13 protein-coding genes are annotated in these 15972 nt (G+C 70.9%); 9 read left to right on the top strand and 4 right to left on the bottom strand.

Annotated elements, in window-relative coordinates:
• The first annotated feature begins 287 nt into the window (after positions 1-287).
• The 3 genes from ACTWP8_RS18395 to ACTWP8_RS18385 all read left to right on the top strand — a co-directional run bounded on the left by ACTWP8_RS18395 (position 288) and on the right by ACTWP8_RS18385 (position 4459).
• On the top strand, positions 288-1643 hold the full coding sequence (locus ACTWP8_RS18395; protein WP_443323213.1) for a glycoside hydrolase domain-containing protein: 1356 nt from the start codon (positions 288-290) through the stop codon (positions 1641-1643).
• Between the two features lie 78 nt (positions 1644-1721).
• On the top strand, positions 1722-2363 hold the full coding sequence (locus tag ACTWP8_RS18390) for a uridine kinase (RefSeq protein ID WP_443323212.1): 642 nt from the start codon (positions 1722-1724) through the stop codon (positions 2361-2363).
• A gap of 344 nt (positions 2364-2707) precedes the next feature.
• A complete protein-coding gene (locus tag ACTWP8_RS18385; RefSeq protein ID WP_443323211.1) occupies positions 2708-4459 on the top strand; it encodes a PKD domain-containing protein in 1752 nt (583 codons plus the stop codon).
• 239 nt (positions 4460-4698) lie between these two features.
• On the opposite strand, the gene ACTWP8_RS18380 is transcribed toward ACTWP8_RS18385, so the two are convergent.
• Positions 4699-5553 (bottom strand): helix-turn-helix transcriptional regulator, encoded by an 855-nt coding sequence (locus tag ACTWP8_RS18380; protein WP_443323210.1) that lies wholly within the window; start codon positions 5551-5553, stop codon positions 4699-4701.
• A 179-nt stretch (positions 5554-5732) separates the two neighbouring features.
• On the opposite strand from ACTWP8_RS18380, the gene ACTWP8_RS18375 reads away from it, so the two are divergent.
• A complete protein-coding gene (locus tag ACTWP8_RS18375; protein ID WP_443323209.1) occupies positions 5733-6338 on the top strand; it encodes an NADPH-dependent FMN reductase in 606 nt (201 codons plus the stop codon).
• Positions 6339-6739: 401 nt separating this feature from the next.
• Here the strand turns inward: ACTWP8_RS18375 and ACTWP8_RS18370 are convergent, their stop codons facing one another.
• Complete coding sequence (locus ACTWP8_RS18370) at positions 6740-6979, bottom strand: hypothetical protein (RefSeq protein ID WP_443323208.1); 240 nt, start codon at positions 6977-6979, stop codon at positions 6740-6742.
• A gap of 158 nt (positions 6980-7137) precedes the next feature.
• On the opposite strand from ACTWP8_RS18370, the gene ACTWP8_RS18365 reads away from it, so the two are divergent.
• Entirely contained in the window at positions 7138-7728 is a 591-nt protein-coding gene (locus ACTWP8_RS18365; RefSeq protein ID WP_443323207.1) for a tetratricopeptide repeat protein, read from the top strand.
• Positions 7729-7798: 70 nt separating this feature from the next.
• Here the strand turns inward: ACTWP8_RS18365 and ACTWP8_RS18360 are convergent, their stop codons facing one another.
• Positions 7799-8332: a methylated-DNA--[protein]-cysteine S-methyltransferase gene (locus ACTWP8_RS18360; protein WP_443323206.1), complete on the bottom strand. Its 534-nt coding sequence runs from the start codon at positions 8330-8332 to the stop codon at positions 7799-7801.
• A gap of 197 nt (positions 8333-8529) precedes the next feature.
• The gene (locus ACTWP8_RS18355) at positions 8530-9465 is read right to left on the bottom strand and encodes a glycerophosphodiester phosphodiesterase (RefSeq protein ID WP_443323205.1); all 936 of its coding nucleotides are present in this window, start codon (positions 9463-9465) and stop codon (positions 8530-8532) included.
• Between the two features lie 241 nt (positions 9466-9706).
• Between ACTWP8_RS18355 and uvrB the strand changes: the two genes are divergently transcribed.
• The 4 genes from uvrB (at position 9707) to ACTWP8_RS18335 (ending at position 15907) form a co-directional block, all read left to right on the top strand.
• A complete protein-coding gene (gene uvrB / locus ACTWP8_RS18350) occupies positions 9707-11851 on the top strand; it encodes an excinuclease ABC subunit UvrB (RefSeq protein ID WP_443323204.1) in 2145 nt (714 codons plus the stop codon).
• A 129-nt stretch (positions 11852-11980) separates the two neighbouring features.
• Positions 11981-12559: a TerD family protein gene (locus ACTWP8_RS18345; RefSeq protein WP_443313515.1), complete on the top strand. Its 579-nt coding sequence runs from the start codon at positions 11981-11983 to the stop codon at positions 12557-12559.
• A gap of 119 nt (positions 12560-12678) precedes the next feature.
• Complete coding sequence (locus ACTWP8_RS18340; RefSeq protein WP_443323203.1) at positions 12679-14652, top strand: TerD family protein; 1974 nt, start codon at positions 12679-12681, stop codon at positions 14650-14652.
• 238 nt (positions 14653-14890) lie between these two features.
• Entirely contained in the window at positions 14891-15907 is a 1017-nt protein-coding gene (locus ACTWP8_RS18335) for a TerC family protein (protein ID WP_443323202.1), read from the top strand.
• The last annotated feature ends 65 nt before the right edge of the window (positions 15908-15972 follow it).

Here is a 15972-nt window from a genome sequence, read left to right as displayed (position 1 = left end):
TCCTGTCACGTGGGGGTCTCGCGGTTCGCGTACGGATTCTCGTACGGGTTCTCGTACGGGTGTTGGGGGGTCGGCAAGGGGGCATGCCCTTTCCCCATCCATGGCATGGCTGCCTCTGAGTCAAACCTTTGCCCCAACACCCCTTGACTCGGAACACCATACGGGTGGAAAAACATGACACAAGTTGAAAAGTGCTGAGAGTTCGTTTCGATGCGTCCTGGCGTCCTGGAGTCCTGGCGTCCAGACGCCCCTGGGAACGGGACTCGGCCGACTCCCCGGGGGTCGTCATGTTCCGGACCCGCCTCACCATCGGCGTCAGAGGTATCGGACGCATCAGATCTCGCCTCAGCCTGCTCGTCGCCGCCGTCACCAGTACCGCCCTGACGCTCGTCGTCCTCGCGCCGCGGGCCTCCGCCGAGCCCGCCACCCCCATCGGCTATCCCCCCGGCGCGACCGCGACCCGCTACTCCGGCCTCGCCTTCGACGCCTGCACCGCACCCACCCTCGCCGCGATGAAGGCATGGAGCGCCTCGCCGTACCGCGCCGTCGGGATCTACTTCGGCGGTGTCAACCGCACCTGCGCCCAGCCCCAGCTGACCGCGAGTTGGGTCACCGAAGTGACCAAGCTCGGATGGCGGCTGCTGCCCATCTACAAGGGTCTTCAGCCGCCCTGCGGCGCGCGGCCCCAGGACGCGAAGATCACCCCCGCGGGCGCGGCCGCCGAGGGCAAGGCGGCGGCCACCGACGCCATCGCCAAGGCCAAGGCGCTCGGCCTCCTCCCCGGCAGTGCCTTCTACAATGACATCGAGCCCTACTCGCGGACCGACACCACCTGCCGTACCGCGGTCCTCAAGTACCTCTCCGCCTGGACCAAGGAGCTGCACGCCCGCGGGTACGTCTCCGGCGTCTACATGAACCTCAACCTCGGCGCGAAGGACCTCTCCGACGTCTACAACTCGACCGCCTACGCCCGGCCCGACGCGCTCTGGATCGCCCGCTACGACGGCAGCTCATCGCTGACCGGCTGGGCGAACATCGCGAACTCCAAGTGGGCCGTGCACCAGCGGGCCAAGCAGTACACCAACAGCCACGACGAGACGTACGGCGGCGTGAAGATCAATATCGACAACGACCGGCTGGACGCGCCCGTTGCCACCGTCGCGTACACGTACAAGGTGACCAGCTCCACTGCCCTCTCGGCGCGCAGCGGGCCGTCCACGTCGTACGGCGTCGTGCGGTCCCTCGCGCCCGGATCGCCGGTCAAGGCGGTATGCCAGGCGCCCGGCTCCAAGGTCGGTACGACCTCCGTCTGGGACAAGCTCTCCGACGGCACGTACGTCTCCGACTACTACGTGAGCACCCCCTCGAACACCGGCTACAGCGCGCCCCTGCCCCGCTGCACGTACCCCTACCAGGTGACGGCGGCCGGCGGGGTCAACCAGCGCACTGGTCCCGGCACCTCGTACGCGACCGCGGGCACGCTGCCCGGCGGCGCGCTGGCCTGGGTGGTCTGCCAGGCGAGCGGCTCGGCGGTGAGCGGAACGAAGGTGTGGGACAAGCTCGACACCGGGCGCTGGGTCTCCGACTACTACGTGTCCAACGCCAGCAATACGACGTACAGCAAGCCGGTGCCGCGCTGCTGAGCTTTCGGGGGGGCCGGGAGCGGAGGCGGGGGCCGGGGGGCCGCTGCCGGTTCGGGCCTTCGGGGCATGATGGGAGGCGTGCGGCTCGAAGCGATCTCCTGGGAACGGCTGACCGGCGCGCTCGCGGACCGGATCGCCGAGCTGAAGGCCTCCGACGGTGGCCCGTGGCTGCGCGTCGCGATCGACGGCGCACCGGCGGCCCGCCCCAAGGAGCCTGCGGAGCGGCTGGCCGAAGCCCTGCGTGTGCTCGGGCGGCCGGTCAGGACCGTGGCGGCGGACGGCTTCCTGCGTCCCGCTTCGCTGCGCTACGAGTACGGGCGGGAGGACCCGGACGCGTACTACGACGCCTGGCTCGACACGGGCGCGCTGTGGCGGGAGGTCTTCAATCCGCTGGAGCCGGGCGGCAGCGGCCGCATCCTGCCCGACCTGTGGGACCCCGGCACCGACCGTGCCACGCGCAGCCCTTACGCCGAACTGCCGCCCGGCGGCGTGCTGATCCTGCACGGGGCCCTGCTCCTCGGGCGCTGGTTCCCGCTGGATCTGTCGGTGCACCTGATGCTGACGCCCGCCGCGCTCGCCCGCCGCACGGAGGAGGGCGAGCGGTGGACGCTGCCCGCGTTCGCGCGCTACGAGGACGAGGTGGGGCCGGGGGAGGCCGCCGACGTCGTCGTACGGGTGGACGACCCCCGGCATCCGGCGTGGAGCGGTTGGCGGGCGTGAGCAGGTCCGTCCCCTTCAGTCGCTGACACAGCATGAGGAAACGGCTACCGGCAGTAAGTGACCGTGATCACGTCCGGCCGTCTTTTGAGTCCGGAGCAGCCCTGCCAGTCTGGACCGAATTACGTGAGCGGGTGTCAACTTTGTGGCGTCCGCTGCCTGTTCTGACCTGACCGATCGGAGAGGGGCACTGTTTGATGCGATCGGCGAGATTGTTATGGGGGCTTACAGCGCGCAAGCCGCGGACGGCACGGCGGGGATGGCTGCGGAAGGGGCCGCGGACAGGGCCGAGGAAGGAGCCGAGGAAGGGGCCGAGGAAGGGGCCGGGGACAGGGCCCAGGACAGGGTTGAGGACCGGGCCGCGGGCAGCACTGATCGCGGGCCTGCTGGGAACGCTGCTGCTGACGAGCCTGGCCGCGCTACCGGGCACCGCTGCCGCCCGGGATTCCTCGGGGACGGCGTACCCCCTGATCCTCGACGTGGACCTGACCCCGAACCCGTCGTGTTCCCGTACGGTGCACGCGCGCGTGCAGGTCTACCACCCGGCGGGCGCCAGGGCCGGAGCGGAGGTCGAGTGGCGGGTCCGGACCGGTGGCGGCGGCCGTCTGGCCGGGGGAACGGTCGTGATGGCCCGCTCGGTTGCCGTCGCGGAGTTCAGCATTCCCGCCGAGGAGGTCCCGTCGGACGCCGCATTGACGGTGGACGCGCGCGTGCTGCCTACCGCCGCGGGCGGCGCGCCCGGTGACTTCGGCAAGCCCTGGCGGGACCGGATCGGCCGGGGCTGCGACCCGGTGCGTGTGGCGTCCGTCGGCGACTCGGTGGTGTGGGGCCAGGGGCTCGACCACGACCAGAAGTTCCCGTACCTCACCGGCGAACTCCTCGGCCGGGAGACCGGGCGCGGGCATCAGCACGTCGACTACGCCATCTCCGGCGCGGTGCTCGACGCGCCGGACCTCCCGCCCGGCAACGAGGACGCCGCCTGCCTGGAGCGCACGGAGAAGCAGGACCCGGACGGCGACGGCGAGATGGAGTTCGGGGAGGTCACACAGCAGATGCCGGACGTGTTCTGCCAGCTCGAACGGGCCGGAGCGCAGGCACGGTCCGGCGGATACGGTCTCGACCTGGTGATCCTCAACGGGTGCATCAACGACATGGACCCCTTCTTCGGCATCGGCGCCGGCGTGACGCCGGGGTCGGAGAGCGTGCCCCGGGCCGTGGGGCGCGAGTGCGAGGGCGTCGGTGCGGCCCCCGAGAACCCGGCCAAGGACGTCCCCTACTTCAGCGGCGCCAAGGTCGGGTACGGAGGGCGCGGCATCAGGGAGGCCATCGAGAAGGCGCACTCCCTTCCCGGCCACCCCAAGGTGATCGTGGCGGACTTCTACTACGCCTTGAGCCGCAAGAGCTCCCCGCTCCCGGCGACGTGGTGCGCGGCTCCTGGGCTCCGTGGCGCACAGCGGGCCACGTGCAAGGGCGCGCTTGGCAAAGCGGAGGAGCGGTACGAGCAGTTCACGCAGCTTGCGGGCGAGGCCTACCGCGCGGCAGCCGAGGCCGCCAACCGCGCCTCCCCCGACGGTCCTTACGCGGTGGCGGCCGACGGTCTGTTCACGCTGGACAGTGCGTTCCACGCCCCGCAGTCCACGGTGTGGGGGAACCCGCTGACCGATGCGCAGTACCCACTGCGCAAGTTCGCCTGCCCGGAGCTCAGCAAGACGCCGGTGCAGTGCCTGACCGCGTCGGTGGGGCATCCGGATGTCCGCGGCGCACGGCAGTACGCCGACAGCTTCCTGCTCAACCCGCGCGTGCGCGACTGGTTCGGCCTTCCGTCGCACGGGCACCGGGTGTCGTTCACGGTCACCGGGGACTCGCAGCCGGTCGGATCCGTGGTCCGATTCGCTGTGGACAGGCACGACGGGGAGACGGGCGCCGGACACCGCTACGACTGGTATTTCGGTGACGGGACCCACCTGCGGACCGACAGGCCGACGACCACCCACGTCTACGATCGCCAAGGGCCCTACCTGCCACGGCTGGTCGTGACCGATTCCGGCGGGCAACGGACGCTGGCGGAGGCGCCGTCACCGGTCTCGGTGACTGGGTGACTGGGGGACTGGGTGGCTCCGTAACTCCGTGCCCCCGTGACCCCGTGGCCCGTGACCGAGCTTCGTTGCGAGTCGCGGACGGGTGACTGGTGGCGGTCGGCCGGCGGTTCGGGGCCGCCGGCGGTCGGCCGTACAGCGAGGCGGCGGCCTGGCGGCCCGGACGCTCGTACGCCCGGGGCCGCCGGGCCCCCAGGCCGCCCGGACGCTCGTACACCCGGTCGCCCGTGTCTGCGGCAGCGTCAGCCGGACACCGCGCGCAGCGCGCCCGGCCGGCGGCCGGTGAGGCGGTCGAGCGCGGCGGAAGTGGCGTCGTCGGCGGCGAGGTGGACGATGAGGCGCTGGTCGTCGTCCGCGGGCAGTTCGAGGGTTTCGTACGCCAGGCGCAGCTCGCCCGCCTCGGGGTGGACCAGCCGCACGATGCCGCTGGACTTCGGGAGGCCGGGCAGGGTGTCCACGCGCTCGGTGAACGCCGCCCCAGCGGTGATGGCCAACTCGTCGGCGAGCACTGCCACATGCTCGTCCGCCCGGAACGGCCCCTGCTTGAGGGCGGCGACCTGTTCGTCGGCGATACGGTCCCAGTCGGGGTAGGCGGTACGCGCCCGGTCGTCGGTGAAGACGAAGCGGGCGAGGTTCGGGGGCGCGCCGTCCAGCAGTCCGATGGGGCCCGCCAGCCGCTCGTACCCCGCCGTGCAGGTGAGGATCTCGCTCAGCCGGTTCAGCAGGACGGCGGGGGCGGGTTCGAGGCGGTCGAGCAGCGCCCGCACGGTGGGGCGTACGGTGCGCGTCGGTGTCGCGCCCCCCATGCAGGCGAAGCCCCCGTCGGCGGCCTTGGTGAGGCGGTGCAGGTGGATGCGTTCGCTCGGCATGAGCCGTAGCGCGTCGGCCAGCGCGGAGAGCACCTGCGCGGACGGCCGGCGGTCGCGTCCCTGCTCGAGCCGCGTCACGTACTCGACGCTGACCCCGGCGAGCGTGGCCAGCTCGGCCCGGCGCAGGCCGGGCGTACGGCGACGGGGGCCGGTGGGCAGCCCCACCTCTGCGGGTGTGATGGCTTCACGGCGGATGCGCAGGAACCTGCCCAGCTCGTTGTCGCTCACGTTTCGAACGTAACAGCCGGGGCCGCCGGGATCGTGGCCCTGCCACTACCAGTCTCAGCCCGGTCTTCTTGGCTTCCGCTCCGCCCGGCAGGTTGAGACCTGGGTCCCACAGGGGTGGGCCCACGCGGTCCCTCTCGTGACGCGAACAGTTCGGACAGATGGCAACAAGGAGTACAGACATGCCCAGTGAGCCCCTCAACCTTGCAGTGATCATCGGCAGCGTCAGGCAGGGCCGGTTCGGCCCGGTGGTCGCGAACTGGTTCGTCGAGCGGGCCGAGCAGCACGGCCAGTTCAGGGTCGACCTCATCGACCTGGCGGATACGCCCCTGCCGGTCGAGCTGCCGCCCGTGCCCCCGGCGCTCCAGCCCAAGATGGACCGCCCCGCCGAGATGGCGGACCTCACCCGGCGGATCGAGGCCGCGGACGCGATCGTCGTCGTGACGCCGGACTACAACCGCAGCTTCCCGGCTTCGCTGAAGGCCGCCATCGACTGGCACTTCACCGAGTGGCAGGCCAAGCCGATCGGGTTCGTCGGCTACAGCGGCGCGAGCGGAGGCCTTCTGGCGATGGAGCAACTGCGGCAGATCTTCGGCGAGTTGCATGCCCACACCGTCCGCGACTACGTCTCCTTCCCCCGCTTCTTCGAGCTCTTCGGCCCCGACGGCACTCTCAGGGAACCCGAAGGCCCCAACGGCGCGGCGAAGGTCCTGCTCGACCAGCTCCTGTGGTGGGGCTCGGTCCTCCACGACGCCCGCCGCGACCGCCCGTACACCTCCGCGATCTAGGCCATCCCGGCTGCACTTCGCCCCTGCCCCGCCCCTCCCCGAAATCAGGGGCTACGCCTCTGGGCCCCTACGCCTTTTGGCCTCTACGCCCCCTGGATCCCGCTGGGGGGCCTGGGGCGGGTGCCCCGGTTCAGGGAGGGGTGGGGGCGGGGCGCGGGGACTGCGACGGCGTCGACGGATGGTCCGGTAGAGGCCGTTGCCAGATCAGGCGCCTGGTCTCGCCGCGCACGCGGTAGAAGCCCCCGGAAGCCGGGTGCAGCGAGTCGACGACGTAGCGCGCGCCCGCCTCGCGTATGTGGCGGGGATGGCCGTGGTAGACGGCGAGGTCGTCGCACGCTAGGGGCCGCCACTGACAATCGGCCGGTCAGTCGGTTGGCGGGTGGGTCTGTGGGTGGCTCTCGCTACCACTCGCAGGCGGCGCCAGCCGCGTGTGCGGCGTCGCAGTTCTGGTAGTAGGCGGACCATCCGCCGGAGCCGGAGCCGGAGCCGGAGCCGGAGCCGGAGTCGGAGCCGGAGTCGGAGTCGGAGCCTGAACCCGATCCGGAGTCGGAGCCGCCCGAGCCAGAGCCTGAACCCGAGTCGTCCGAGCCGGAGTTGTCCGATGGCGGCTTCGGCGCCGCGGCCGTGGTGGTGACCGTCACCCTGACCTGTGCGCAGCCGTGGTTCCGTGCCCCTTTCGGCCGGTGCACATGTGCACCGGCCGTGCTCCCTTTCGCGTCGGCCCGCCGGACTGGCGTACTGGTTGTCCGGGCCGCGGGCAGTCAGTGCCGTGCGGCGCCAAGGCGGGAGGGTGTGTGCGGTGAATTGGCGGCGCAAGCGGCGGCAGGGACGGCGCGAGAACGACCTCGCCGAGTACGCCAAGAACTTGCTCGATCAAGGGGACCGCGACGGCGCCTTACGCCTGTTGCGTGAGCTGGCCAGGACGGGCGACGCCACGGCCGCCGCGAAGCTGGTGATCGAGTGCGCCACCGACGGGTTGTACGACGAGGCGCTGATCTGGTGGGCCAAGGCCGTCGAGCGGGGCGTGGACATCCCGCTCCACGAGCCCGGCGCACGGCTGCACGACATGGGCCGCAAACCCGCGGCCGAGGGGTGGTGGCGCAAGGCCGCCGAGGCGCGGAACGACGACATCAGCCGCGAGCGGCTGGGCGTGGCGCTGCGCGAGCGCGGGCGCGCGGATGAGGCCGAGGAGTGGCTGCGGCCGGGTGCGGAGCGCGGACACGGCGGCTGCGCACGGGAGTTGGCCGCGCTGTATCTGAAGCGGGCGGAAGCGGCGAGCGGCGAGCGGGACAAGCAGGCGCACGCCGCACGGGCGCGCAACTGGGCGCAGCGGGCGGCAGTCGCGGGAGACGCGCGAGCCCGGGTGCTGCTGCTCCAGCTGGAGCTCTGACCGGGTTCTGAGCCGGGTTCTGAGCCGAGCGAGTCGAAACCCTGAGCCGAGCTCTCCACGTACCGCGCCGTCAGAACAGCGGCTGCGGCAGTACGCCCTCCAGCGCCAGCAGCGCGCGCTTGGTCTCCAGGCCGCCCCCGAAGCCCCCGAGCCCTCCGTCGCTCTCGACAACACGGTGGCAGGGAACGACGACAGGCAGCGGATTGGACCCCATGGCCACGCCCACCGCCCGCGCCGCGCCCGGCTCGCCGACCCGGTCGGCGAGGTCCTGGTAGCCGACCACCGTGCCGTACGGGACGCCGGTCGCCAGCTCGCGCAGCACCCGCCGGTTGAAGCCGCCGGACAGCGACCAGTCCAGGGTGAGGTCGAACGCACGGAGCGTGCTCGCGAAGTAGGCGCGGAGCTGGCGGACCGTTTCCGCCAGGAAGGGGTTCTCCGTAGCCTCCACCGGCTCTCCGCCGAGTCGCCCCGCCAGCCGCTCCAGCGCCCTGCGCGCCGTCTTCTCGTCGGCGTGGAACACGACGTTGACCAGGCCCTCGTTGGTCGCCGCGAGCAGCAGCGGTCCGATCGGGGTGCCGGTCACGGTCCAGGTCACGGTGCTCATCTCACGCAGCGTAGCCCGGGAGGCCATCACCACGCGCGCGTGAGCAGGCGTGAGGCGAAGCGCGCGAGGGCGAAGCGCGTGCCGAAGCGCGTGAGGCGAAGCTGAAGCGAAGCGCGCGAAGCGCCGCGCAAAAGGCGCGGCCGCGCCCCGCTCGGGGGCGCGGCCGTACGAGCGCCGTGGGCTCCCGGGAGTCGGAGCTACGGCGCTGTGGCGCCGGAGAAGGAGCCGGACGCGCCGGAAGCGGCGTCCGCGGCGTCCCCCTCCGTAGCCTCGCGGACGACGTCGGGTGTGTTGGTGATGATCCCGTCGACCCCGTATCCAGCGAGCCGTGTCGCGTTGGGACCGTCGTTGATCGTCCAGGTGAACAGCTCGAGCGGTCGCCAGTGCGCGCCCCGCAGGGCGTGGACGGCGGCCACGTACTCGGGGGTCACGGTCTTGTAGTTCGGGTTGATCTGGTCCGTGAACGCGGCGTACTGCGGCAGGTCGGCGACCGCCGGGGTGCCCAGGAAGCCGGTCTTCACGTCGGGCCGCAGTTTGTGGACCGTCTTGACGGAGTCGGCGCTGAACGACTGAATGATCAGCTTGTGCCGGACGTGGTACCAGTCGAGCCAGCCCTCGCCGCGCAGCTCCCGCAGCGTCTGCCTCTCGATGCCCGGGTACAGCCCCGGTGCCTTGATCTCCAGCAGCAGCTTCTGGTGGTTGGCGCTGACCCGGTTCAGATACTGCTCGAGCGTGGGCACGCGCGCGCCCGCGTAGTCGGGTGAGAACCAGCTGCCCGCGTCGAGCCGCTTGATCTCCGCCAGGGTGAAGTCGGCGACCTTCCAGGGCGAGCGGTCGGGGAAGACCTGCTCCACGTCCGTGGTGCGCTTCAGATCGGTGTCGTGGATGACGACCAACTCGCCGTCCTTGGTCCGCTGGACGTCGTTCTCCACCCAGGCCGTGCCGAGCTCATCGGCCTTGTCGATCGCCTCGAGCGTGTTCTCGGGGGCGTACGCCGATGCGCCGCGGTGCGCGACGACCACCGGACCATGCGACATGCCGGAGTCCGCGGCCTGTGCCGCGGAGGTGGGGAGGACGAGTGCGGAGAAACCCAGAAGCGCGCCAACAGTGGCTGCGACAGTGCGTGTATGCACGTGGACTCCTCGCGTCGGCTGTGCGGGGACAGGCTGAGAGTCCCAGCTGGGTGCCAACGAGGAACAGGCTCCGAATGGCCAAAAGTTGAACGGGACACCTCAGGAACGTCGGGGCGCGGCATTCCAGGCATCGGCCCTGCCGGCCGGCCGCCCGAGGCCCTGGCCTCCCTGCCTCCCCCGCCCCGTCGGCCCCGCGAGCCTCGCCGGGTCCGTTGTCAGTGCCGAGTCGTACGGTGGTTCCATGCGGCCCGTATCCCAGATCGAACGCACCGTGGCGCCCTTCGAGGTCGTCAGCCCCTACCAGCCCAGCGGTGACCAGCCCACGGCGATCGCCGAGCTGGAGCGGCGCATCAAGGCGGGCGAGAAGGACGTCGTGCTGCTCGGCGCCACCGGCACCGGCAAGTCGGCGACCACCGCCTGGATGATCGAGAAGCTCCAGCGGCCGACCCTCGTCATGGCGCCGAACAAGACCCTCGCGGCCCAGCTGGCGAACGAGTTCCGCGAGCTCCTGCCGAACAACGCGGTCGAGTACTTCGTGTCGTACTACGACTACTACCAGCCCGAGGCGTACGTCCCGCAGTCGGACACGTACATCGAAAAGGACTCCTCCATCAACGAGGAGGTCGAGCGGCTCCGCCACTCGGCGACGAACTCCCTGCTCACCCGGCGGGACGTGATCGTGGTGGCATCCGTCTCCTGCATCTACGGCCTGGGAACCCCGCAGGAGTACGTGGACCGGATGGTCCCGCTCAAGGTCGGCGAGGAGATCGACCGCGACCTGCTGCTGCGCCGCTTCGTCGACGTCCAGTACACCCGCAACGACCTGGCCTTCACCCGCGGCACCTTCCGTGTCCGCGGCGACACCATCGAGATCTTCCCGGTCTACGAGGAGCTGGCCGTCCGGATCGAGATGTTCGGCGACGAGATCGAGGCGCTCTCGACGCTGCACCCGGTCACCGGCGAGGTCATGACCGAGGACGACGAGCTCTACGTCTTCCCGGCCAGCCACTATGTCGCGGGTCCCGAGCGGATGGAGCGGGCCATCTCCGGCATCGAGTCCGAGCTGGAGGTGCGGCTGGCCGAGCTGGAGAAGCAGGGCAAGCTGCTGGAGGCCCAGCGGCTGCGCATGCGCACCACCTACGACATCGAGATGATGCGGCAGATCGGCAGCTGCTCCGGGATCGAGAACTACTCGCTGCACATCGACGGCCGCGAGTCCGGCTCCGCCCCGCACACCCTGCTCGACTACTTCCCCGAGGACTTCGTCCTCGTCATCGACGAGTCGCATGTCACGGTGCCGCAGATCGGCGCGATGTACGAGGGCGACGCCTCGCGGAAGCGGACGCTGGTCGAGCACGGCTTCCGGCTGCCGTCCGCCCTGGACAACCGCCCGCTGAAGTGGGAGGAGTTCCTGCAGCGGATCGGCCAGACCGTGTACCTCTCCGCCACCCCCGGGCAGTACGAACTGTCCCGCTCCAGGGGTGTCGTCGAGCAGATCATCCGGCCCACCGGCCTGGTCGACCCCGAGGTGGTCGTCAAGCCCACCGAGGGCCAGATCGACGACCTGGTCCACGAGATCCGTACGCGTGCGGAGAAGGACGAGCGGGTCCTGGTCACCACCCTCACCAAGAAGATGGCCGAGGACCTGACCGAGTACTTCCTCGAGCTCGACATCCAGGTCCGCTATCTGCACAGTGACGTCGACACGCTGCGCCGCGTCGAGCTGCTGCGCGAGCTGCGCTCCGGCGAGTTCGACGTGCTGGTCGGCATCAACCTGCTGCGCGAGGGCCTCGACCTGCCGGAGGTGTCGCTGGTGGCGATCCTCGACGCCGACAAGGAGGGATTCCTGCGGTCCGGCACCTCCCTGATCCAGACCATCGGCCGTGCGGCGCGCAACGTCTCGGGCCAGGTCCATATGTACGCCGACAAGATGACCCCGGCGATGGAGAAGGCCATCGAGGAGACCAACCGCCGCCGGGAGAAGCAGATCGCGTACAACAAGGAGCGCGGCATCGACCCGCAGCCGCTCCGGAAGAAGATCAACGACATCGTGGCGACCATCGCCCGCGAAGAGGTCGACACCGAGCAGCTGCTCGGCACCGGATTCCGGCAGGGCAAGGAGCTCAAGGGCAAGGCCCCGGTGCCCGCGCTGGGCGGCGCTGCCCGCGGCAAGGCGGCGGCGGGCAAGGCGGCCCGGGGCGCGAAGGACGGCCGGGAGCTCACGGACCGGCCGGCCACCGAGCTCGCCCAGCTCATCGAGGAGATGACGGACCGGATGCGGGCCGCCGCGGCGGAGCTGCAGTTCGAGGTCGCCGCGCGGCTGCGCGACGAGGTCGGCGAACTGAAGAAGGAGCTGAGGCAGATGAGGGAAGCGGGGCTGTCCTGATCGGCGTGTGTTGCAAGAGCGCCACAAAATGACGTGGTCGTTGCCTCACTGTCAGTGGCGCTGCGTAGGGTTTCAGTCCAGCCGCGCAGACGAACGGCTGCGATGAATGTGTTTGAGAGGGGACAGCGCGTGAGCGTCAACTTGTCCAAGGGACAGGGCATCAGCCTGCAGAAGTCCGACGGGGGCGCCCTGAGCGCGGTGCGGATGGGCCTGGGCTGGCAGGCGGCGCCTCGCCGCGGACTCTTCGGGTCCCGCACGAGGGAGATCGACCTCGACGCATCGGCCGTGCTGTTCGCCGACAAGCAGCCCGTGGACGTGGTCTTCTTCCGCCACCTCGTCAGCGACGACGGCTCCGTCCGGCACACCGGCGACAACGTGGTCGGCGGCGCGGGACAGGGCGGCGACGACGAGGCCATTCTCGTCGACCTCCAGCGCGTGCCGGTTCACATCGACCAGATCGTCTTCACGGTCAACTCCTTCACCGGACAGACCTTCGCCGAGGTGCAGAACGCCTTCTGCCGACTTGTCGACGAGACCAACGGTCAGGAGCTGGCGCGCTACACGCTGACCGGCGGCGGCCAGTACACCGCGCAGATCATGGCCAAGGTGCACCGCGCGGGCGGCGGCTGGCAGATGACCGCCGTCGGCAACCCGGCCAACGGCCGCACCTTCCAGGACCTGATGCCGGCGATCCTGCCCCACCTGTAGCACCACCCCGTTCCGCGCCAACGGCTCCCGGCGGCACGCGCCCCGGGAGCCGAACAGCACCACCCGCGAACGCGAACCGGTGGCACCACCGACACGTACGAGACGACGAGGGGAACGCGATGACGGCCGAGCTGGTGCGTGGGCAGAACCACCCACTGCCCCAGGCCCGTTTGGAGATCCGGGTATCGGCGGGCAAGCCTGTCGTGGCCGGAGCCACCCTGAGCGACGAACAGGGCACCATACGAGGCGCCGAGTGGGTCGCCCACCCCGCGTCGCCGAACCTCCCCGGCCTCGAGGTCTCCAAGCAGGCCGCGGCCGACCACCGGCTCGCTGTCGACCTCGACGCGATGCCCGGGCCCGTCCACCGGGTGAACGTGCTGCTGGCGCTCCCGGTCGGCGTCGGCGGCCCGGTGAGCTTCGCCGGCCTCGCCGCGCCCTTCGTCGCCGTCACCGGCCTCGACGGCACCGAGATCGCCAGCTACACGATCACGGGTCTCGACAGCGAGTCCGCCGTCGTCGCCCTCGAGCTCTACCGCAGGCAGGGCGCCTGGAAGGTACGAGCCGTGGGCCAGGGGTATGCGGGCGGGCTCGCCGCCATGCTCCAGGACCAGGGGCTGACCCAAGCCGCCCAACTCGCCGCTGTCATCAACGAGGCCGTCGCCCAGGGCCTGGCCCGCTCCGTTGCCGCGCCCCCGCCGCGCCCCTCCGACGGAGGCGGCCGGGTCCGTACGGCCGCGGCCGGCGGCAGCACCGGCGACGGCTCAGGCGGCCCTTCAGGACCGGCGCCCATACCACCCGTACCGCCCGGGCCGGGGCCCGTCCCGTCGCCCGGCCCCGAACCCGTCCCGCCCGCTCAACCGGTGACCAACGGCCCGGTCAACTACCAGCACCCCGGCCGTACTCCGGCGGCGCCGCCCGTACCGCCCCCGCCCGCGCCGCCCGCCCAGCCCGGTCAGCCCGCCCAGCCCATCGCCGGCGACGCCACCGGCTGGACCATGGACGAGCGGCTCTATAACCAGGTCTGGGGCATGTTCGAGGACCTGGCCCGCACAACCGCCGCCTACCGCAGCGCTGTTGACTTCGCCGAATCCCGGATGGAGCAGGAGCTCGACCGGGTGCTCTCCGATCCGCGCTCGCGGATCGGCAGTGCGGGCGACGCCGCCCGCGCCGAGGCCCGCGCCAAGCACGCCCAGCTCGTCGACCAGGCCCGCGCCGCCCTGGACCGCGACCTCGCCCAGCTCACCGCCGAGTCCGAGGTCGTCGAGCCCGCGCTGCCGCCCGCGTTCGCCCGCTGGGACAGCCCGGTCTGGCAGGGCTACCGCGTCCCGATGGAGACCCCGATGGCGCTGCGCCTCGGCGACCTGCATCTCCCCGAGCGCCCCGAACTCCGCATCCCCATGCTCATCCGGCTGCCGCTGGAGCGCGGGCTGTGGGTGGACAGCGGCAGGACCGGCTCGGCCGAAGGGGCGCTGGCCGACTCCGCCGAGCTGCGCCGGCTGGCCATGGACACCGCCGTCGCGCACGCCGCCCGTATGCTCGCGGTCTACCCGGCAGGGGAGTTCACGGTCCAGGCGATCGACCCCGCGGGCTCCGCCGCGTCCTCGCTCGCTCCGCTGACGCAGTCCGGTGTGCTCCGCGAGCCGCCCGCCTCCGGCGCCGGGGGAGTGACGGCCGTGCTGGCCAGGCTGACGCAGCGCGTCGACCTCGTCCAGATGGCCATCCGCGGCGGGGTGTCCGACTCGCTGCCTCCCGACCTGGACACCGCGGAACAGCTGCTGATCGTCAACGACTTCCCGCACGGCTTCGACGACCGCGCGGTCACCCAGCTGCGCTACCTCGCGGACGAGGGTCCCGCCGTGGGCGTGCATCTGATGATGGTCGCCGACCGGGAGGACGCGCGGGAGTACGGGCCGGTGCTCGACCCGCTGTGGCGGGCATTGCTGCGGATCACGCCGGTCCCCGACGACTACCTGGCCGACCCGTGGGTCGGTCACGCCTGGACGTACGAGCCCGCGCTCGCCCCGGCCGGGAGCGCGGTGCTGCATCAGGTACTCGGACAGGTTGCCGAAGCCCGTCGGGCCTGGGGCCGCTGACCTGCGCCCTTGGCTCCCCTTTGCCAATCCCTTTACCTTTCCTTGGTGTTCCGTGTACTCTTCTTGGCGCGGAGGGGAGTACTCCTGCTGCGACGTTCCCGTCAGTACGGATCGGTGACAGATCCCGGGGCGTCGGCCCGGTGTGGTGCGCGGTGCGCCGTCACGGGTGGAAGAGACCTCCGGCAGTTACGACAGCTGTTGACGCTGAAACCTGCCGTACGACTCTGCCGGAGGAGCAGTGGACGTTTCCCTCACCCTGTGGGTGCTGACCATCGCCGGTCTGTGTGCCCTGATCGCGGCCGACTTCTTCATCGGGCGCAAGCCCCATGACGTGTCCGTCAAGGAAGCCGGAATCTGGACGGCCGTCTGGGTCGTTCTGGCTGCCCTCTTCGGCCTCGGCCTGCTGGTCTTCGCGGGCGGGCAGCCCGCGGGCGAGTTCTTCGCCGGATTCATCACCGAGAAGTCGCTGAGCGTCGACAACCTCTTCGTCTTCGTCCTGATCATGGCGAAGTTCGCGGTGCCCTCGCAGTACCAGCAGCGGGTGCTGCTGGTGGGTGTGCTCATAGCGCTCGTGCTCCGCGCGGTCTTCATCGCAGCCGGTGCGGCGATCATCGCCAGCTTCTCCTGGGTCTTCTACCTCTTCGGCGCCTTCCTCATCTGGACCGCCTGGAAGCTCATCCAGGAGGCGCGCGCGGAGGAGCACGACGAGGAGTACGAGGAGAACCGCCTGCTCAAGGCGGCCGAGAAGCGCTTCGGCGTGGCCGACCGCTACCACGGCACCAAGCTGTTCATCCAGCAGCACGGCAAGCGCGTCATGACCCCGATGCTCGTGGTCATGCTGGCGCTCGGCACCACGGACGTCCTCTTCGCGCTGGACTCCATACCGGCGATCTTCGGCCTCACTCAGGACCCGTACATCGTCTTCACTGCCAACGCCTTCGCGCTGATGGGGCTGCGGCAGCTGTACTTCCTGATCGGCGGGCTGCTGAAGAAGCTGGTCCACCTGTCGTACGGGCTGTCGGTCATCCTCGGCTTCATCGGCGTGAAGCTGGTGCTGCACGCGCTGCACGAGTCGGGGGTCCATGTCCCGGAGATCAGCATTCCGGTCTCGCTCGGCGTGATCTGCGGGGTGCTGATCATCACGACGATCACCAGCCTCCGTGCGTCAAGGAAGCTGGCGCAGGGGCAGGGGCAGGGGCAGGGGCAGGGGCGGGACGAGACCGGGGCCCGGGCCGAGGAGAGACTCGACGCCTGACGCCGTCCGCTCGCCCCCGCGGCCGCGTTGCGGACCGGCTTCGCGGGGTACTCGCTGCGGACGAG

Origin of the sequence: Streptomyces sp. 7N604 (assembly GCF_052245475.1) — a bacterium.
Taxonomy (GTDB): domain Bacteria; phylum Actinomycetota; class Actinomycetes; order Streptomycetales; family Streptomycetaceae; genus Streptomyces.
The sequence above is the reverse complement of the archived record's forward strand: the minus strand, read 5'-3'. Positions and strand labels throughout refer to the sequence as shown.